The 16,827-nt window shown below is 62.5% G+C and carries 22 protein-coding genes; 7 read left to right on the top strand and 15 right to left on the bottom strand.

Annotation, left to right across the window (positions count from 1 at the left end):
- Position 1: 1 nt before the first annotated feature.
- Positions 2–238, bottom strand: a complete 237-nt coding sequence (locus LC343_RS00525; protein ID WP_223475135.1) for a DUF1289 domain-containing protein — start codon at positions 236–238, stop codon at positions 2–4.
- Positions 239–264: 26 nt separating this feature from the next.
- Positions 265–1,077 carry an adenosylcobinamide-GDP ribazoletransferase gene (locus tag LC343_RS00520; protein WP_223475134.1) on the bottom strand — a complete coding sequence of 271 codons (813 nt, stop codon included), beginning with the start codon at positions 1,075–1,077 and terminating at the stop codon, positions 265–267.
- A gap of 104 nt (positions 1,078–1,181) precedes the next feature.
- Here LC343_RS00520 and cobT point away from each other — a divergent pair, with 104 nt between their 5' ends.
- Positions 1,182–2,201 carry a nicotinate-nucleotide--dimethylbenzimidazole phosphoribosyltransferase gene (gene cobT / locus LC343_RS00515; protein ID WP_223475133.1) on the top strand — a complete coding sequence of 340 codons (1,020 nt, stop codon included), beginning with the start codon at positions 1,182–1,184 and terminating at the stop codon, positions 2,199–2,201.
- 15 nt (positions 2,202–2,216) lie between these two features.
- On the opposite strand, the gene LC343_RS00510 is transcribed toward cobT, so the two are convergent.
- Positions 2,217–3,788, bottom strand: coding sequence for a sensor histidine kinase (locus tag LC343_RS00510; protein WP_223475132.1), 1,572 nt, complete (start codon positions 3,786–3,788; stop codon positions 2,217–2,219).
- Between the two features lie 132 nt (positions 3,789–3,920).
- On the opposite strand from LC343_RS00510, the gene LC343_RS00505 reads away from it, so the two are divergent.
- From LC343_RS00505 to LC343_RS00485, 5 genes are all read left to right on the top strand, one after another.
- Positions 3,921–4,514 carry a thermonuclease family protein gene (locus tag LC343_RS00505; protein ID WP_223475131.1) on the top strand — a complete coding sequence of 198 codons (594 nt, stop codon included), beginning with the start codon at positions 3,921–3,923 and terminating at the stop codon, positions 4,512–4,514.
- Positions 4,511–5,146 carry a glutathione S-transferase gene (locus tag LC343_RS00500; RefSeq protein WP_223475130.1) on the top strand — a complete coding sequence of 212 codons (636 nt, stop codon included), beginning with the start codon at positions 4,511–4,513 and terminating at the stop codon, positions 5,144–5,146. Before LC343_RS00505 ends, LC343_RS00500 begins: the two co-directional genes overlap by 4 nt.
- Positions 5,143–5,769 (top strand): uracil-DNA glycosylase family protein, encoded by a 627-nt coding sequence (locus LC343_RS00495; RefSeq protein WP_223475129.1) that lies wholly within the window; start codon positions 5,143–5,145, stop codon positions 5,767–5,769. The genes LC343_RS00500 and LC343_RS00495 overlap by 4 nt, the downstream gene beginning before the upstream one ends.
- Positions 5,770–5,857: 88 nt before the next feature.
- On the top strand, positions 5,858–6,331 hold the full coding sequence (locus LC343_RS00490) for an Lrp/AsnC family transcriptional regulator (protein ID WP_223475128.1): 474 nt from the start codon (positions 5,858–5,860) through the stop codon (positions 6,329–6,331).
- A gap of 76 nt (positions 6,332–6,407) precedes the next feature.
- Positions 6,408–6,872 carry a DUF302 domain-containing protein gene (locus LC343_RS00485; RefSeq protein ID WP_223475127.1) on the top strand — a complete coding sequence of 155 codons (465 nt, stop codon included), beginning with the start codon at positions 6,408–6,410 and terminating at the stop codon, positions 6,870–6,872.
- 59 nt (positions 6,873–6,931) lie between these two features.
- On the opposite strand, the gene LC343_RS00480 is transcribed toward LC343_RS00485, so the two are convergent.
- The 4 genes from LC343_RS00480 to LC343_RS00465 all read right to left on the bottom strand — a co-directional run bounded on the left by LC343_RS00480 (position 6,932) and on the right by LC343_RS00465 (position 9,319).
- The gene (locus LC343_RS00480) at positions 6,932–7,414 is read right to left on the bottom strand and encodes a DUF3299 domain-containing protein (protein ID WP_223475126.1); all 483 of its coding nucleotides are present in this window, start codon (positions 7,412–7,414) and stop codon (positions 6,932–6,934) included.
- Positions 7,411–8,163 (bottom strand): DNA alkylation repair protein, encoded by a 753-nt coding sequence (locus LC343_RS00475; protein ID WP_223475125.1) that lies wholly within the window; start codon positions 8,161–8,163, stop codon positions 7,411–7,413. The genes LC343_RS00480 and LC343_RS00475 overlap by 4 nt, the downstream gene beginning before the upstream one ends.
- The gene (locus LC343_RS00470; protein WP_338018567.1) at positions 8,150–9,052 is read right to left on the bottom strand and encodes an NAD(P)-dependent oxidoreductase; all 903 of its coding nucleotides are present in this window, start codon (positions 9,050–9,052) and stop codon (positions 8,150–8,152) included. Before LC343_RS00470 ends, LC343_RS00475 begins: the two co-directional genes overlap by 14 nt.
- A 93-nt stretch (positions 9,053–9,145) precedes the next feature.
- Positions 9,146–9,319, bottom strand: a complete 174-nt coding sequence (locus tag LC343_RS00465; protein WP_223475123.1) for a hypothetical protein — start codon at positions 9,317–9,319, stop codon at positions 9,146–9,148.
- A 98-nt stretch (positions 9,320–9,417) separates the two neighbouring features.
- On the opposite strand from LC343_RS00465, the gene LC343_RS00460 reads away from it, so the two are divergent.
- Positions 9,418–10,308, top strand: coding sequence for a LysR family transcriptional regulator (locus LC343_RS00460; RefSeq protein ID WP_223475122.1), 891 nt, complete (start codon positions 9,418–9,420; stop codon positions 10,306–10,308).
- Here the strand turns inward: LC343_RS00460 and LC343_RS00455 are convergent.
- The 8 genes from LC343_RS00455 to LC343_RS00420 all read right to left on the bottom strand — a co-directional run bounded on the left by LC343_RS00455 (position 10,305) and on the right by LC343_RS00420 (position 16,787).
- Entirely contained in the window at positions 10,305–11,135 is an 831-nt protein-coding gene (locus LC343_RS00455; protein ID WP_223475121.1) for an ABC transporter permease, read from the bottom strand. The two genes, LC343_RS00460 and LC343_RS00455, sit on opposite strands and share 4 nt — an antisense overlap.
- On the bottom strand, positions 11,132–11,845 hold the full coding sequence (locus tag LC343_RS00450; protein WP_223475120.1) for an ABC transporter permease: 714 nt from the start codon (positions 11,843–11,845) through the stop codon (positions 11,132–11,134). Before LC343_RS00450 ends, LC343_RS00455 begins: the two co-directional genes overlap by 4 nt.
- Positions 11,846–11,936: 91 nt before the next feature.
- Positions 11,937–12,716: an ABC transporter substrate-binding protein gene (locus LC343_RS00445; RefSeq protein ID WP_223475119.1), complete on the bottom strand. Its 780-nt coding sequence runs from the start codon at positions 12,714–12,716 to the stop codon at positions 11,937–11,939.
- A gap of 160 nt (positions 12,717–12,876) precedes the next feature.
- Positions 12,877–13,410, bottom strand: a complete 534-nt coding sequence (locus LC343_RS00440; RefSeq protein ID WP_223475118.1) for a cytochrome b — start codon at positions 13,408–13,410, stop codon at positions 12,877–12,879.
- Between the two features lie 8 nt (positions 13,411–13,418).
- Complete coding sequence (gene mobB / locus LC343_RS00435) at positions 13,419–13,943, bottom strand: molybdopterin-guanine dinucleotide biosynthesis protein B (protein ID WP_223475117.1); 525 nt, start codon at positions 13,941–13,943, stop codon at positions 13,419–13,421.
- A complete protein-coding gene (gene mobA / locus LC343_RS00430; RefSeq protein ID WP_223475116.1) occupies positions 13,940–14,572 on the bottom strand; it encodes a molybdenum cofactor guanylyltransferase MobA in 633 nt (210 codons plus the stop codon). Before mobA ends, mobB begins: the two co-directional genes overlap by 4 nt.
- Before the next feature lie 44 nt (positions 14,573–14,616).
- Positions 14,617–15,840, bottom strand: a complete 1,224-nt coding sequence (locus LC343_RS00425; protein WP_223475115.1) for a multidrug effflux MFS transporter — start codon at positions 15,838–15,840, stop codon at positions 14,617–14,619.
- Positions 15,837–16,787, bottom strand: coding sequence for a DMT family transporter (locus tag LC343_RS00420; RefSeq protein ID WP_223475114.1), 951 nt, complete (start codon positions 16,785–16,787; stop codon positions 15,837–15,839). The genes LC343_RS00425 and LC343_RS00420 overlap by 4 nt, the downstream gene beginning before the upstream one ends.
- Positions 16,788–16,827: the final 40 nt, after the last annotated feature.

Raw genomic sequence — 16,827 nt, 5'->3', positions numbered from 1 at the left:
CTCAACTTTCTCCGGACGGATTATCCGCGCGTTCGCGGGCAATCCTCTTGCGGCGTGTTTCGCGGCGCGGCTTGCGTTCCACCGTCTCCAGCCGCCCGGCCAGTTCTGCCATGATATCGCGGCGCTTTTCCGGCGGGTACAGCGTCCACTGGGCGATTTCGTCGCGCGTGCGTCCGCATCCGAAGCAATAGCCGGTTTTCAGATCGATCGAGCAGACCAGTATGCAGGGCGATTCCATGACGCTCCCGGCGGTTTCCGATATTCTCAGGTGGGGATCGAAACGCCGAGGGCAAGACCTGTCAGCAGGGCGATCTCGACGATTTGCTGGCACGCGCCAAGCGTATCGCCGGTGTTGCCGCCGATCAGGCGTTTGCACAGGCGCGAAAATCCCTGAAGGGCCACAAGGGCCAGAAGCAGCGCGGCGGCGGCGTTGACGATGCCTGTCGTCATCGTCGCCAGCACCGCGAAGATGACGAGACCAAGGACCGCGGCGGTGCTCACGGCGCGTTCGCCAGGTGCGCCGGCATCGTGTGCCACTCCGCTTCCGCGCGCGTTCGGCAGGCTTGCCCAGAACCAGACCATCGCGGCGCGCGAGCAGGCCGCGATGGCGATCATCGAGAGCCCTGCGAAAAATGCGCCATGCGCTGCCGTGATCGCCGCGAGGCCGGCCACGCGCAGGAGCAGGCTTCCGGCAATGGCGATCGCGCCATAGGTGCCGATGCGTGAATCCTTCATGATCTCGAGGCGCGCGGCCTTGGCGTGTCCGCCCGCAAAGCCGTCCGCGACATCGGCGAGTCCGTCCTCGTGCAGCGCGCCGGTCACTGCCACAAGCGCGAGGGTTGCATAGGCAGCCGCCATGAAGGCCGTCATTCCAAGCGACTCGAGAAAGACCAGCAGCAAGGCGGGCGCGGCCGCGATCAGTACCCCGGCGAGCGGGAAGGCGCGCGTCTCCTCGCGCATGCCGTTGTCGGGCGCATTGTCGAAATAGCGTGCGGAAACGGGAAGACGGCTGAGGAAGGCGACAGCGCGCATGATCTCCCCCACAAGGGCGGTCGCGTGGTCCCGGATGTCCGGCATGGAAAATTCCTTCGCGTTTCGGCGAGCTGGTGTCGCTTGCAGTGCGCCGTCGTGTATAGGGCAAGGGCATTACACGTGCCACAGCAATCCCAACGGAGCATGACGTGACGAGCGGTCTACCTTTCGACGATATTCGCAATCTGATCGAGGCATTGCCCGGCCCGGACGAGGCGGCCGTCGCCGCGGTGCGCGAGCGCGACGTCCAGTTGACCAAGCCGGCCGGCGCGCTCGGCAGACTGGAGAGCATTGCCGAATGGCTCGCGGCATGGACGGGGCGGCCGCCGGCCGTCACGCGACCGCTTGTTGCGGTGTTCGCCGGCAATCACGGTGTTGTCGAGCAGGGTGTCGCGCCTTTTCCGCAGAGCGTGACCATGCAGATGGTGCAGAATTTTGCCGCCGGCGGCGCAGCCGTCAACCAGATCTGCATCGCGCACGATCTCGGGCTCAAGGTTTTCGATCTGGCTCTCGATTATCCGACCGCCGACATCACCAAGGAAGCCGCGATGGACGAAAAAACCTGCGCGGCGACCATGGCCTTCGGCATGGAGGCAATCGCGGGCGGCACCGATCTGCTCTGTATCGGTGAGATGGGGATTGGAAACACCACGATCGCCGCCGCGATGTTTCACGGTCTTTATGGAGGCGAAGCTGCCGACTGGGTGGGGCCGGGCACCGGTTCGGCGGGTGATGTCCTGACGCGCAAGATCGACGCCGTCAGCTGCGCTGTCGCGCTGCACAAGGCGCATCTGAAGGACCCGCTGGAGGTGTTGCGCCGTCTCGGCGGTCGCGAAGTCGCCGCCATGGCCGGGGCGATCCTTGCCGCGCGCATGGAACGTATTCCGGTGATCATCGACGGCTATGTCGCGACAGCGGCCGCGGCCGTGCTGCATGCTCTCAACCCCAACGCGCTGGATCATTGCCTTGCAGGGCATGTCTCGGCCGAGCCGGCGCACGCCGCCGCGCTCGCGAAAATCGGCAAGGAACCGTTGCTTTCGCTCGGCATGAGGCTGGGTGAGGGGTCGGGCGCGGCGCTTGCCGCCGGGATCGTCAAGTCCGCGGCGCTGTGCCATTCGGGAATGGCGACATTCGATCAGGCGGGTGTCAGCGGCAAGGACGCCGAATAAGCCGCTACTGGCGGATCAGGCGGAGCCTGCAGCAGCCCGGCGTTTTTCGGCCGGCCGCGTGGAACGCGCGCGTCGCTCGGCCTTGTCGGAAACCGGCGCGGCGGGCAATTCGTCCATGACGCGTTCCGCAGGGAAGATCGCGAGCGCTTCGGTTCCTTCGCGCAGCTTGGATTTCAGCTTGAACGTGCCGTCATGCATCGCCATCAAAGCCTGCACGATCGGCAGGCCGAGACCGGTGCCCTGTTCCGCGCTCTTGATCGCGATCGAACCCTGGCCGAAGGCCGACAGCACGACCGGGATTTCGGATTCCGGAATGCCCGGGCCGTTGTCCTTGACCGACACATACTGACCGCCGGAAGCCGTCCAGCCGGTCTTGACCTGGATATGGCCGCCTGAGGGCGTGAACTTGACCGCGTTGGAAAGCAGGTTGAGGGCGACCTGTCGGATGGACCGCTCGTCGGCAAGCAGACGCGGCAGGCCGGGCTCGTATGCGTGTTCGATGCGGATGTTCTTCTGTTTCGACTTCATGCGAACCATGCCGATGCAGTCTTCCATGATCTCGGTCAGGAGCAGCGGCTCCTCGATAAGCTCCTGCTTGCCGGCCTCGATCCGGCTCAGGTCGAGGATCTCGTTGATCAGCTTGAGCAGGTGCTGGCCGGACTGGTTGATGTCGGTGGCGTAGGACCGGTAGTTCTGGTTTTCCATCGGTCCGAGCACTTCTTTAGCCATCACCTCCGAAAAGCCGAGAATGGCGTTCAGCGGCGTGCGCAACTCGTGGCTCATCGATGCGAGGAAACGCGACTTGGCGAGGTTCGCATCCTCGGCGCGTCGGCGTGCCTCTTCGGAGATCGATCGGGCCATCTCCAATTCGGCGACGAGCGCGTTGTTCTCGCTTCGGAAGCTGAGTGTCGCCAGGCTGGCGCGGCGAAGACGGATCGCGATGAAGGAGAAAAACAGCAGCGCGGCGAGCAATCCAGCCGATGCGGCGATTGCCGTCGGTTCGAAAATGCCGTCATGAGCGATCGCGAAGGCGACGACCGGCATGCCGAACTCGGTGACGACCGACCAGCGCAGATTGTAGTTGATCGTGGCGCTCGCAGCCATCGCAACCAGTATCGCGATCGCCTTGAACATCAGGTCTTCGTTGTTCGAGCAGGTGTCGCAGCCAAAAAAGGCGAACCATGACCAACAGGCGCCAAGCAGAAGATGCAGGGCGGCGAAGGCCGCGACCCACTTGCGATGGGTCTCCCTGGCCTGTTTGCGCGAAAGGTACTTTCGACCGAGCAGGCCGAGCCCCACATAGAGCAGCGAGGCGACGACTGACCAGATAAGGATTGCGCCGGAAAAGCCGTATGTGATGCTGAAGAAACCGGTCAGTACGATCAGCAGGACGATGGCCAGCGTACCCGACTGAACTGCGCGCGCATAAAGCGTCAGCAAATCGCGATCGTAATCCGGATCGGAGATGCCTTGTTCGGCCAAACGGTCGCGCGTCTTGCGAACGGCGATGCGAACATCGCTGTTGCGATACGACTTTCGCCGGTCGACAATAATCTTGTCGGGGAGTTCCGACGGCGATTGGCTCATGGTTTCAAATGTTTACGCGTTACACTTCCGTCAGGCGCATCCCGGACCGGTGAATGAAGATTATTTCCAAAACCTTAAAAACTTCCTTCAAAACCGGAATTGTCCATGCGCCTGCGTGCTAGAGAAAGAGGCATGCGCCGCTCGTCTGTGCGGCGTTTCTTCGAGCTCTTGGGCGTCGTTTTGCTGTTTGCAGTAGTTGCACTGGCGGCGGCGATTCTCGACGAGTCGTCGATGCGAACGATCGCGGGGCAGGTGAGAGTGATCGACGGGGACACGCTCCGCATCGCGGGAGAGCGTATCCGGCTCGCCGGTATCGATGCGCCGGAAACCGGGCAGACCTGTCGCATCGAAGGAGTGGTATCCGCGTGCGGTCAGGCGGCAGGGCTCTATCTGGCCGAATTGACGCGTGAGGGAAATGTAACCTGTCGGGGCAATGAAAGAGACCGCTACGGGCGGTTGCTCGCACGGTGCGTTGCTGGAGAGACGGACATCAACTCCGCCATGGTGCGCGCCGGATGGGCCGTTGCCTATGGCGACTATGCCGGTGAACAGAATCTGGCGTCGCGCGAGAAGATCGGCCTCTGGGCCGGGTCGTTCGACATGCCGTCCGACTGGCGTGCCGTCCATGGGGCGATGGCCGATATCGGGCCTGCCAGCTTGGCGATGCGGCTGTATAACAGGCTATTGTCCGGCCTGTTTGATAACCGGGGCGAGGAGACCGAATGACCCAGCATGATTTTTCCGACCACACGCTTTTCGATGGCGGGCGAGCGCCCAATCCACGTCGCGTGCGTATCTATCTCGCCGAGAAGGGGATTTCGGTTCCGCTCGTGCCTGTGGATATGGGCGCATTGGGCCATCGTGATCCGGAGGTCGCCACTCGCAATCCCCTGAAACGCCTTCCGGTGCTGGAACTTGGCGATGGGCGCGTGCTGACGGAGTCGATCGCGATCTGCCGCTATTTCGAGACCTTGTGTCCCGAACCGCCGCTGTTCGGAACCGGTGCGTTCGGCCAGGCCGAGGTGGAGATGTGGCAGCGCCGCGTCGAGCTTCATTTCATGTTCCCCGTCGCGCAGGCTTTCCGCCACATCCATCCGGCGATGCGCGAGTGGGAGCTTCCGCAAGTTGCCGAATGGGGCGAGGCGAACAAACCCAAGGCGCTCGAGTTCGCCGAATTTCTCGACGCGGAACTGGCGGTGCGCCCTTTCATTGCGGGCGATGCGATTTCGGTCGCGGACATCTCGGCTGTCGTCGCTGCCGATTTCTGTAAACCTGCGCGTATCCGCATTCCGGATGAACTGGAAAATTTCCATCGTTGGTATGCCGCCATGCGTCAGAGGCCAAGCTACGAGGCATGAGCCAAACGCTCGATGCGCTGTTGAAGGAAATCCGGGCCTGCCGGATATGCCGGGACGAACCGGAACGCGGGAAGCGTCTGCCGCATGAGCCGAACCCGGTCTGTGTGCCGTCTTCGCGGGCGCGGATCTGCATTTCCGGCCAGGCGCCCGGTACGCGGGTACACAGTTCGGGCCGGCCGTTTACCGACCCTTCGGGCGTGCGCTTGCGCGACTGGATGGGGATCGGGGAGGACCTGTTCTACGATCATGACCGTGTCGCGATCGTTCCGATGGGTTTCTGTTTTCCCGGCCTCGACGCCAAGGGCGGCGATCTGCCGCCGCGCCGCGAATGCCGCGTCACCTGGCACGACCGGCTCTTCGCCGTGATGCCGCAGGTCGAACTGGTGCTCGCAGTAGGCCGCTATGCGCAGACCTATCACATGGGAGCGCAGGCCGGCGCGACACTCACTGAAACGGTGATGAACTGGCGCGCCGTTCACGACAGTCTGGGCGAGGGGCGGTACCGCATCCTGCCGCTGCCGCACCCGTCCTGGCGGAACAATGCCTGGCTGAAGAAAAACCCGTGGTTCGAGACGGAATTGCTGCCTGTCCTGCGCGGGGAGGTGGCGCGCCTGATCGCGTGAATGTGTCAGGTCGATGCTTGCGGAATATTTTTCTTTATGCGACTGGAATTCGGTAAGTTCACGCAATAATATTCCAAAGAGTGAATGTATGGACAAGATCGACCGGCGCATTCTGCGCCTCCTTCAGGAAGACTCCACCATTGCTGTCGCCGATCTGGCGAAGAAAGTCGGGCTGTCGACGACGCCTTGCTGGCGTCGCATCCAGAAGCTCGAGGAGGACGGCGTTATCCGCAAGCGGGTCGCGCTGCTCAACCCGGAGAAGGTGAACGGACGGGTCACGGTCTTCGTGTCGATCCGCACCAATTCCCATTCGATGGAATGGTTGAAGCGTTTTTCGGAAGTGATCGGGGAGTTTCCGGAAGTCGTCGAGTTCTATCGCATGAGCGGCGATATCGATTACCTGTTGCGCGTCGTCGTACCCGATATTGCGGCCTATGACGCCTTCTATCAGAAGCTGATCGCCAAGATCGAGATCCGCGACGTCTCGTCGACATTCGCCATGGAGCGGATCAAATACACGACCGAACTGCCTCTCGACTACATGGTGCTCGACAAGCCGTGACGCTTTGCGTTTGACCTCCGTCAATGAGCGGGTCCATACATATGGTATTCGACATATATCAACAGGAGGAGCGATCATGCTTAAACAACGGGTACTTTCATTCGGCGCGGCCGCACTGATCGCGGGAGCGCTTGTCGCTCCGTCATGGGCGGCGGGTGACGATGTGGTTACACGTCAGACCGAAGCTGAATTCGGCGATGTCACGCAGGCGGTGCAGGACGGCATCGTCAATCGGGGCTACACGATCGACTATCACGGCCTTATCGGCGACATGCTGAAACGCACGGCCGGTGACGTCGGCGCGACGAAGGAACTCTACAAGGATGCAGAGTTCTTCACCTTCTGTTCGGCCGTCGTCTCGCGCAAGGTGATGGAAGGCGATATCGGCGACATCGCCTATTGCCCCTATGTCGTCTTCATCTACGAGGATGCGAGCATGGAAGGCACGGTTACCGTCGGGTTCCGTTCTCTGCCGGCAGGCGGTGAACGCGATCAGGTCAACGATCTGCTGACCGAGATCATCGAGGAAGCGGCCGAGTAAGCCAGCCTCTGCTCTTCAGGTTTCGACCGCGCGCCGACCCTGCGGTTGCCGCGCGGTCTTCATTTGTCGAGGAACTTCCAGGGCATTCGCGAGGCGGGCGCAGTCGCCGGTTCTTGCACATCGGCGTGCCGGACACTTGCGGCGCGGAGCCGGTATCCGGACTCGACACGGACAACGCCGTCGAGAATGAAAAGCTGCGAAATATCATGGGCCTTTCTGAGCCGGCCGGACACGGACACCGGCTCATAGGTGCGCTCGATGCGGATCGGCTTCTCCGGCGTGACCAGCACGACCTGTTCGGGCGGGGGCGGCGGCATGTGAGAACAAGCACCCGCCCAAGGCAACAACATGAACTGGTAGACCTTGTCGCCTTCGTAATCCACGGGAAGAAGAAATCCCGCGAGTTCGATCTCTTCGGCCGCGTCTTGCCACGCCGTCTTCAGCTGCTCCCATGTGATCGTCGCCGCGTTCGCGCTTGCGCAGCATATCGCAAATGACGCGGCAAACAGTCCGGTTGCGAGGCTGCGGCGATTTGCGGTCATGTCGATCTACCCGGGGAGCGGACCTGCCGAGAATGCCCCCGGCCTTTCTTTTCGGCAAGCCGGTCCAGCGTCTTTTGTGCTGTCAGCTCCTTAACCGCGTCCTTGCCGATCCAGCGGGCTGTCCTGTCCTCGGAAACCGCGAGTTTTTCCGCCAGAGCCAGTGCGGGCGTGTGGCAGGTGACGGAGCGCTTGCCGATCTGGCGTAACGCCCAGTTGACCGCCTTCTTGACGAAGTTGCGCCCATCTTCCGAATGGGCCTCGATCAGCGGCAGCCAGGCGATGATGTCGTCATCGGGGCGTTTTTTCAGGTGGACCGATCCCCAGGCCATCATCGCGAAGGCCGCCCGGCGGACGAATTCGCGCTCATCCGCCGCGAATTCGGGAATGAGTTCGTCGACCAGTCCCGCGTCGCAGAACAGGTCGGCGGAATGGTCTACGATTTCCCAGGAGGCGAATTCGGCGGCCATGGCGCGCGCCCGGTCGGCGGTCACCTTCTTCGGTTCGTCGGAGAACAGCGCCAGAAGCCGCGCCTCGCGGATTCCCGAGTCCCAAAGTTCAAGCGCGCGTGGGTGATTGCGCTTCAGTTTCCGCGCAAGCGGTCGCAGGACGGCGTTCGAGACGCCAAGCGCATTGGATGTCTCGATCCCGAAACGGGACATGCCGTCGACGTTGTATTGCGAAGCGAGTGTCCGCAGATGGGCGATTGCCTGTTCGGCCGTCCAGTCCGGGGAAGGCTCAGGAGTCGCCATCGATCTTTTGCAGTCGCGCCAACAGCGATGACGTGTCCCAACGCCGGCCGCCCATGGACTGGATATCCTTGTAGAACTGGTCGACCAGGGCCGTCACCGGGAGCGCCGCGCCATTGTTGTTTGCTTCGGAGAGCACGATGGCGAGGTCCTTGCGCATCCAGTCGACCGCGAAGCCATGTTGGTACTCGCCCGCGATCATGGTCTTGTGGCGGTTTTCCATCTGCCAGGAGCCTGCCGCGCCCTTGGAGATGACGTCGATGACCTTGTGCATGTCGAGCCCGGCCTTGAGGCCGAAATTGATGCCCTCCGACAGGCCCTGGACCAAGCCTGCAATGCAGATCTGGTTGACCATCTTGGTCAACTGGCCCGCGCCGGTCGGTCCCATGAGGCCGACCATGCGCGCAAAGGCCTCGATCGCCGGCCTGGCGCGCTCGAACACGTCTTCGTCGCCGCCGCACATCACGGTCAGGACGCCATTGACCGCGCCGGCTTCGCCGCCGGAAACCGGTGCGTCGATAAAGCCGAACCCGCCCTTGTCGGCGGCTGCGCGCAACTCGCGCGCCACGTCGGCGGAAGCGGTGGTGTTGTCGATGAAGATGGCTCCGGACTTCATGCCTTCGAACGCGCCGTCTTCGCCGATCGTAACCGAGCGCAGGTCGTCGTCATTGCCGACGCAGGAGAAGACGAAATCGGCGTCTTCGGCGGCCGCTTTCGGGGTCGGGGCCATCGTGCCGCCGAACTCCTCGACCCATTTCTGCGCCTTCGCCTCGGTGCGGTTGTAGACCGTGACGTCGTGACCGCCCTTCGTCGCGAGGTGGCCCGCCATGTGATATCCCATCACGCCGAGGCCGATGAACGCCGCTTTTGCCATATCCGGTTCCCTTTCGATCGTTTGCGCGTGACATAGCCTATCAGGCGCGACGATCAAACGGCGAATCCGGTTTCAGGAGAATCCCTTGCCGCTGTTTCTTCGTGGATCGATTCAACCGTTCATGTGGCTGTCGGCCGGCGTCCGCGCGAGTGCGAGAAAGGCAGTCACTTTCTCTCGGTGCGCCTCGTTCGCGATATCGCGTTCCGTCCGTGCCGTCGTTGTTTGGGTGTCGATGTTTGGCGTGCGCGCTGCAGTCATCAGGGAGTTTGCGATCACGTTCAGCATTGGATTTTCCATATGTCAGATTTTCATGAGGCCAGATTGACTGAAATTGGCGCATATGCCAGTCACAAATATAAGCGATATGTAAGGCTGGCTTTCATATGGATTGGCGCGGAATTCCATCGCTGAATGGACTGAAGGCTTTTTCGGCCGTTACCGACACGCTGAACCTCTCTCAAGCGGGGCGGATGCTGAATGTCAGTCACGCCGCCGTCAGCCAGCAGGTCAGGGCGCTGGAAGCGCATCTCGGCGTCTCGCTGGTGGTGCGGCACGGGCGCGGCGTCGCGCTGACACCGGAAGGGCAGGATCTGGCGAAGAGCCTCGAAGAAGCGTTTTCCGGCATTCGCTCCGCCGTCGATGCATTGTCGGAAACCGGGTCGGGGCGGCCGCTGCAGGTGACGATGACGCCCGCATTTGCGGTCAGCTGGCTGATGCCCCGCATCTCCGACTTCCGCCTGCAGCATCCCGACATCGAATTGATGCTCAATCCGACGGCCGAACTCGTCGAACTCGCGCCCGGCGGGGTCGATGTGGCCATCCGCTTCGGTGACGGCAACTGGCCCGGTCTCGACGCGGAATTGTTGTTGCCGACCACATTCGCGATCGTTGCTGCTCGCTCGCTGGTCGGGGACCGGCAGTTCACCGATCCCGAGCAACTGGTGGACTATCCCTGGATGCAGGAACTGGGCACCAACGAATTGTCGCTCTGGCTGGAGCGGCAGGGCGTGATCGCCACCGGCAAGCTCGATATCACGCATCTGCCGGGCTATCTCGTGCTCGACGGTCTGCGGCGCGGCGACGGGATCACCGCTTCGGCGCGCGCGTTCCTCGAGGCCGAGATCGAAGCGGGGAGCCTGCGGTTGCTGTTCGAAGATGCCCGGCCTGGCTCCGGCTATTACATCGTGACTCGTCGCGGCGCGATGCGTCCGTCGCTGAAAGCCTTCGTCTCGTGGCTTCGCCGCCATGCCGAGGCGCGGCAGGGCAGTGGCTAGCGCTTGAGGTGCCGCGTCAGACGCGCTTCCAGCAAGTTCCAGACATTGCGCAGCGCTTCGACGATGCAGAAATAGAAGACCGCAGCCCAGATATAGGCCTGGAAGTCATAGGTGCGCGAGAAGGCGCGCCGCGTCTCGCCCATCAGGTCGAACACGGTGACGAGGGCGACGATGGCGGAACCCTTGATCATCAGTATGATCTCGTTGCCGTAAGGGCGCAGGGCGACGATCAGGGCCTGCGGCAGGATGACTTTCCAGAAAGCCTGCAATCGGTTCAGCCCAAGTGCGGCGGCGCCTTCCCATTGGCCGCGCGGCACGCTGTCGATGGCGCCGCGCAGGATTTCCGCCTGGTAGGCAGAGGTGTTCAGGGAAAACGCGAACAGGGCGCAATTCCAGGCGTCGCGGAAGAAAAGCCACAGGCCGACCGCCTCCAGTTGCGGGCGGAAGGAGCCGAGGCCGTAATAAATCAGGAAGAGCTGGGCGATCAGCGGCGTTCCGCGGAACACGTAGACATATGCGAAGGCAATGCGGCTGATGACGGGGTTTTTCGACACCCGGCCGAGCGCGACGGGCAGGGAAATCACCGCGCCGATCGCGATGGATACGCCGACCAGCGACAGGGTGGTCCACAGGCCGGACAGGAATTTCGGGCCGTAGCGCTCGATCTTGGCGATGTCCCACGCCGAGTAGAGATAGAGGACGAGCCCGATCGCCGCGGCGACCCAGAACATGACGAGGATCGTTCCGGAGATACGCGCCGTCGTCCAGCGCTTCGCACGGTCGGGTGGCGCGGGTTGGGCCTTTATCAGCGTGTCGGCGACACTCATCGGACCTGTTCTCCGCGTTTGCCATAGGCTTCAAGCCTGTTGAGGCCGATAGAGGAGATCAGGGCGAGGACCAGATAGAGCAGGAAGGCGAGGCCGAAGAAAAGGAAGGCCTCCTTGGTCACGCGCGCGGCAACGCCGGTCTGGCGCAGAATGTCGGTGAGGCCGATCGCGGAAACGAGCGCCGTATCCTTGATCAGGATCATCCAGAGATTGCCGAGGCCGGGCAGGGCGATGCGGATCAGTTGTGGCACGATGATGGAGCGCATGACCCTGCCGCGGCGAAGGCCCAGCGCGTAGCCGCCCTCGTACTGGCCCTTCGGAATGGCGCGGAACGCGGACAGGAACACTTCGCTGGCGTAGGAGGAGAACACCAGCGCAAGCGCGATGACGCCGGCGAAGAAGGTGTTGATTTCGATCGCGCCGCCGAGGCCGACGGCCTTCAGCAATTGCTGGATGCCGATTTGCAGGCCGAAATAGACGAGGAACAGCGTGAGCAGTTCGGGAAGGCCGCGGAAGATCGTGGTGTAGATGTCGGCGGCGGTGCGGAGCGTCCATTCCTCGCTCTGCTTGGCGACCGCGATCATGAAGCCGATGAACAGGCCGACGGGCAGGGTCGCCAGTGCAAGCGATACCGTGATCAGGACGCCCCAGGCGATCTCGTCGCCCCAGCCCTGGTCGCCGAAGCTGAGCAACGTCAGGTAGTTGTCCATCCGCCCCGCTTGTCTGTCCCGTCCGGCCCCGGGGGAGCCGGGAATGCGACCGGACAGCGCATGCGCTGCCCGGCCGGTTCGTCAGTGGAAATCAGTCGCCGTAGACGTCGACGTCGAAATACTGATCGTTGATTTCCTTGTAGGTGCCGTTGGCGCGGATCGCATCGATGGCGGCGTTGAACGCCTCGCGAAGCTCGTCCTCGCCCTTGCGAATGGCGATACCGGCGCCTTCGCCGTTGATCACCGGATCGATCGGCAGGGTCGCCAACAGCTTGCAGCAGTCGCCATCATCGGACTTGAGCCATTCCGACAGCACGATCACGTCATCGATCACGGCATCGATGCGGCCGGACGCGATGTCGAGCTTGTATTCGTCCGGGGTCGGGTAAAGCTTCAACTCGGCGGAGGAGAGCTTTTCCTCGGCATAGTTGGAGTGGGTGGTCGAGGATTGCGCGCCGATCATCTTGCCCGCAAGGCCCGCATCGGAGGCTTCGGTGATGTCGCTGTCCTTCGGCACGGCGATCGCCGGCGGGGTGTTGTAGTACTTGTTGGTGAAGTCGACGCTTTCCTTGCGCTCCTCGGTGATCGACATGGAGGCGATGATGGCGTCGAACTTGCCGGCGAGAAGCGCCGGAATGATGCCGTCCCAGTCCTGGGTGACGAATTCGCATTCCGCGTTCATTTCGGCGCAAAGCGCCTTGGCAATGTCGATGTCGAATCCGACCAGCGAGCCGTCGGCCTCAAGATTGTTGAAGGGCGGGTAGGCGCCTTCCGTGCCGATCTTGATCTTCATCATGTCCTGGGCCTGCGCGGCGCCGACGGTCAACGCCAGTGTCGCGGCCGCAGCCATCAAGCCTTTGGTGAAACGCATGTTGTTCTTCCTCTTCAACACGTGGTCCTTGTGCGCGGTCTTTCCGCGACTGATGCTGGGCCCGGCGGAAATTGCCGGGCATGAGGAAAGATACTCCCACTGTTTTTGCGCGAATTGCAACACTAAAAATTCCCGCAAATCCGGCATCCAAACCGGTTTGTCACTTGCCGTTTTTAGCCGGCCTGAGAATGCGCACCAGGACATTGTCCTTGTCGAAGAAGTGGTGCGTGAGCCCGTCGATGATATGGAATCCCGCGAGCAACATGCAGGAATGGCCCGCAATGGAATGGACTGTTTCGGCGATCATTGCCGCCTCCGGCATGATCGGGAAGGGCACGGTGAAGCTCGTCCAGTCGAAGATCAGATAAGCGTCGCCCCGGAGCATCGGCAACAGCAGGCCGGTCACGGCGAGCGCAAGGACGCAGACCAATAGCGCGAACATGGTGACGCGGGATGTCACGTTGAAGGCTGCCGACAGGTCCGAGATGCGGGCAAAGCCGCGCTTGAAGCGGCGCGTGACACGCCAGAGAAGGAACGGCGCGGCAATGAGCCCAAGGCCGATATGCGTGCTCGCATTGCGTCCGTGGACGACATAGAGCGCGATGACGAAAACCGCCGTCGTCCAGTGCAGGATGATCGTCGTCGGGGCGTAACCACCGAACGGGTCGCGCGGATTATGGGGCCTGATTGCCATGCCGGTCTTCATCTCCTGTCCAGGCCGGTTTGCCGCTCGATGAAATCGGCGACGTCGGAAACCGCGTCGTGGCCGAAGACCGGGAGGTCGCCGGCCGTTGCGTCCGGGTCGTCGCTGACCACGGCGACGATCGTCTCATCGCCCGATGAGAGCGGCGCATTATCGGCGGCGCTGGTCCTGCGGATCTCGATCTTTGCATGCGCTTCGCGCTTGTATCCCTCGATCAGCACGATATCGCAGGGGGAGAGGCGGTTCAGCATGTCGGCGAGCGGCGGTTCGTCATCGTCGGCTGAGTTCTCGTGCATCAGCGCCCAGCGACGGCCGGATACGATGGCGACTTCGCGTGCGCCGGATTTACGGTGGGTCCAGCTGTCGGTTCCCTCGTGGTCGATATCGAAGTCGTGATGTGCATGCTTGATCGTCGAAACAGCCCACCCGCGCCAGTTCAGTTCGGCGACCAGCGCGGCGACCATCCGGGTCTTTCCGGAGTTCTTCCAGCCGATGATTCCGATGACACGATGCCCGGCCTTCATTGGGCCTTTCCCCTCAAGATCGTCTCCGCCTCGGCGAGATCGTCCGGCGTGTTGACGTTGAAGAACGGGTCGCTTCCATCGCCGTATGCCGCGAAGTTGCAATCCACGCATTCATGTCGCCGAGTCCACATGGTGACCTTTAGCGTATCGGTTTCTTTGAGCCAGGATTCAAGGTCCTCCGCGAGGCATGTCGGCCACAAGGCGAACACCGGATGACGCCCGCTGCCGGAGGTTGCCATGGCAATCGTCTCCGGTCCGGTCGCGCATTGTCTGAAACGCGAAACGAGATCGGCGGGAAAGAAGGGCGTGTCTGCGGCTGCGGTAACCACGTGCGTGTCCCGATGGGCCTGTCGCGCCCATCTCATCGCCGTCAGGATTCCGGCAAGCGGCCCCTTGTAGCCCTGTATGGAGTCCTCGATCACCGGGACGCCGAATGGCGCAAAACGATCCGTATCGCCATTTGCGTTGATCGCGACATCCGCAACCTGCGGCGCGAGGCGCTCCAGAACGTGGCCGATCATCGGCTTTCCGCCGAGGGAGATCAGCGTCTTGTCGGTCCCGCCCATGCGCCGGGACAGGCCGCCCGCGAGGACGACGCCGACGATGGGTTGCGGAGCGGGACCGGACATGGGCGGACTATGCTTGCTTCGATCGATCGCCGCAACGGCCTGGATCAGCCGCGTGGATTGCTGCGCACGGCGGCCAGCGTAAGGACGATTGCGAGGAACCCGCAGGCCAGCAGGAACAGGCAGAGCGGTATCGGCTGCGCGTCGGTTCCCACGATGATCCCGGCGATGACGGACGCGACCGCGCCGACGCCGATCTGCAATGCGCCGAGCAGTCCGGAAGCCGCTCCGGCCGATTCCGGCTGCAGGCTGATTGCAGCCGCGGTCGCATTCGGCAGCGTCATGCCGTTGCCGAACCCGACGAGGGCCAACGGCAGGAAAAAGGCGACGGGATGCTCGATTCCGACGGAAAACAGGATGATCGTGATCAACGGGCCAGCGAGAGACACGACCACGCCTTCGACCATCATCCGTTCGAGGCCGTGCCGCTCGGAATAGCGGCCGGTCAGGAAATTGCCGATGGAATAGCCCAATGCGCAAAACGCGAAATAGAGGCCGTAATCCGAGGGACTGAGGCCGAGATAGACGCTGGACACGGCCGGGCCGCCGCCGAGAAATGCGAAGAATGACGCCGATGTAAAACCTGCGGAGAGAGCGTAGAGCCAAAAGGCCGGAAGGCGTCCAAGCTTGCGATAGCTCTCGACTTGCGCGCGCAGCGACGTGCCGCGATAGCGGTTCGTCTCGGGCAGCGAGATCATGCCGGCGATTATCGCGGCGGCGCCGAAAAGGCCGAGCGCGACGAAAGACATGCGCCAGCCGAACAATTCGTCGATCTGGCCGCCGATTGCGGGTCCGATCATCGGTGCGACGGCCATGCCCATGACCATGTAGCCCATCGCGCTCGCCGCCTTTTCGCGCGGATAGACATCCCTCACGATCGCCCGCGAGAGCACCATTCCGGTGACGCTCGCCGACTGGATGACCCGGCCTGCGAGAAACACCGTGGCCGACTGCGAAAACACGCAAAGCGCCGTTCCGATCAGGAACAGGACGAGACCGGCATAGATCACCGGTCGTCGGCCATAAATGTCCGAAAGCGGGCCGATCACCAGTTGCAGCATCGCCATCATGATCAGATAGAGCGAAAGACCGAGCTGGACGGTCGCATATGGCGCGCCCAGATCCGCGGCGATGCTCGGCATCGAGGGTACGAACAGGTTGATCGCCAATGGGCTGACCGCCGCGAGCAGGATCAGCGTCACCAGCGCGGGACGCGGTCCTGTCCATTCATCATGCTGCATGTCGGGAGGAGCGGGTGTATGGCGATTCATGAAATGCGCGTTCTTCGATGTTTTAAGTATTGTTCGCGGTAGAGCGTGTAGAGGCCGCTTAAAACGATCAGGCCTGTACCGAGGATTGTATACATATCCGGCCTCTCGCCGAAAACAACCATCCCGATCCCGATTGCCATCACGATACGGACATATCGGAACGGCGCGATCAGGGAAACCTCTCCCAGGCGCAGCGCGCTGGTGATGAGATGGATGCCGAAGATGCCGCAAACCGATGCTGACAGGACGAGGCCCGTGACCGGCCATGACATCATCCGCCAGGGCGACATGACCGTTTGCAGCACGATCGCCGCCACGAGGATGACAACACTTGCCACAAGCGCGACCACCTCGGTCGAAATCGAGTGCGGCACGGCACGCGTTCCCAGATCGCGCATGGTCAATCCGATCACGGCCGCGACCGCGAAAAGCGAAGCGGAATTGAAGCCGTCCATGCCGGGGCGGATGACAAGGAGAACGCCGGCAAAGCCGACGCCGATCGCCGTCCATCGCCGCCAGCCCACGGCCTCGCGCAGGAAGACGGCCGCGCCAAGCGTGACCGCAAGCGGGGCGGCCTGGAGGATGGCGGAGGCATTGCTGATCGGCATCAGGGACAGCGCGATCACGAAGCAGACCGCGCCCGTGGCGTCGCCAATGTGGCGCGTGACGATCGCCGGAGAGATCAACGCCGCACGCGAGATTCGATGCCCGCGCCGGCGGGCCAGATAGCCGAAATAGAGGATCGACAGTAGGGCCTGGACGGTCAGGATCTGGCCGACGCCGATATCGGCCGAGGCCAGCTTGATGAACATGTCATCGAGGGCGAACAGCGCCATCGAGACCGACAGGAAAATCACGGCCTTCAAATTGGCCGCATCGATTGCGGCCGAATCGGCGGGCGAGGCGGCTTCGGGTGTCGCCCCGCCGCGTGAGATTTTCGATACCATGGAGCCGGTTCGCCGGAATGAGGGCAGTAGAAGGATGCCC

The sequence above is a fragment of the Oricola indica genome (genome assembly GCF_019966595.1).
Lineage (GTDB): Bacteria > Pseudomonadota > Alphaproteobacteria > Rhizobiales > Rhizobiaceae > Oricola > Oricola indica.
Note: the sequence above shows the minus strand (reverse complement) of the source record. Positions and strands in the feature narration are given on the sequence as shown.

What these genes read in the sequence shown, in the direction of transcription:
- LC343_RS00510 (WP_223475132.1), bottom strand. Translation starts at nt 3,788, where the DNA reads ATGAGCCAATCGCCGTCGGAACTCCCCGACAAGATTATTGTCGACCGG.
- LC343_RS00525 (WP_223475135.1), bottom strand. Translation starts at nt 238, where the DNA reads ATGGAATCGCCCTGCATACTGGTCTGCTCGATCGATCTGAAAACCGGC.
- mobB (WP_223475117.1), bottom strand. Translation starts at nt 13,943, where the DNA reads ATGAAGGCCGGGCATCGTGTCATCGGAATCATCGGCTGGAAGAACTCC.
- LC343_RS00450 (WP_223475120.1), bottom strand. Translation starts at nt 11,845, where the DNA reads ATGGACAACTACCTGACGTTGCTCAGCTTCGGCGACCAGGGCTGGGGC.
- LC343_RS00440 (WP_223475118.1), bottom strand. Translation starts at nt 13,410, where the DNA reads ATGGCAATCAGGCCCCATAATCCGCGCGACCCGTTCGGTGGTTACGCC.
- LC343_RS00480 (WP_223475126.1), bottom strand. Translation starts at nt 7,414, where the DNA reads ATGACCGCAAATCGCCGCAGCCTCGCAACCGGACTGTTTGCCGCGTCA.
- LC343_RS00420 (WP_223475114.1), bottom strand. Translation starts at nt 16,787, where the DNA reads ATGGTATCGAAAATCTCACGCGGCGGGGCGACACCCGAAGCCGCCTCG.
- LC343_RS00485 (WP_223475127.1), top strand. Translation starts at nt 6,408, where the DNA reads ATGCTTAAACAACGGGTACTTTCATTCGGCGCGGCCGCACTGATCGCG.
- LC343_RS00465 (WP_223475123.1), bottom strand. Translation starts at nt 9,319, where the DNA reads ATGCTGAACGTGATCGCAAACTCCCTGATGACTGCAGCGCGCACGCCA.
- LC343_RS00460 (WP_223475122.1), top strand. Translation starts at nt 9,418, where the DNA reads ATGGATTGGCGCGGAATTCCATCGCTGAATGGACTGAAGGCTTTTTCG.
- LC343_RS00505 (WP_223475131.1), top strand. Translation starts at nt 3,921, where the DNA reads ATGCGCCGCTCGTCTGTGCGGCGTTTCTTCGAGCTCTTGGGCGTCGTT.
- LC343_RS00425 (WP_223475115.1), bottom strand. Translation starts at nt 15,840, where the DNA reads ATGAATCGCCATACACCCGCTCCTCCCGACATGCAGCATGATGAATGG.
- LC343_RS00495 (WP_223475129.1), top strand. Translation starts at nt 5,143, where the DNA reads ATGAGCCAAACGCTCGATGCGCTGTTGAAGGAAATCCGGGCCTGCCGG.
- LC343_RS00520 (WP_223475134.1), bottom strand. Translation starts at nt 1,077, where the DNA reads ATGCCGGACATCCGGGACCACGCGACCGCCCTTGTGGGGGAGATCATG.
- LC343_RS00490 (WP_223475128.1), top strand. Translation starts at nt 5,858, where the DNA reads ATGGACAAGATCGACCGGCGCATTCTGCGCCTCCTTCAGGAAGACTCC.
- LC343_RS00475 (WP_223475125.1), bottom strand. Translation starts at nt 8,163, where the DNA reads ATGGCGACTCCTGAGCCTTCCCCGGACTGGACGGCCGAACAGGCAATC.
- mobA (WP_223475116.1), bottom strand. Translation starts at nt 14,572, where the DNA reads ATGTCCGGTCCCGCTCCGCAACCCATCGTCGGCGTCGTCCTCGCGGGC.
- LC343_RS00445 (WP_223475119.1), bottom strand. Translation starts at nt 12,716, where the DNA reads ATGCGTTTCACCAAAGGCTTGATGGCTGCGGCCGCGACACTGGCGTTG.
- LC343_RS00500 (WP_223475130.1), top strand. Translation starts at nt 4,511, where the DNA reads ATGACCCAGCATGATTTTTCCGACCACACGCTTTTCGATGGCGGGCGA.
- LC343_RS00455 (WP_223475121.1), bottom strand. Translation starts at nt 11,135, where the DNA reads ATGAGTGTCGCCGACACGCTGATAAAGGCCCAACCCGCGCCACCCGAC.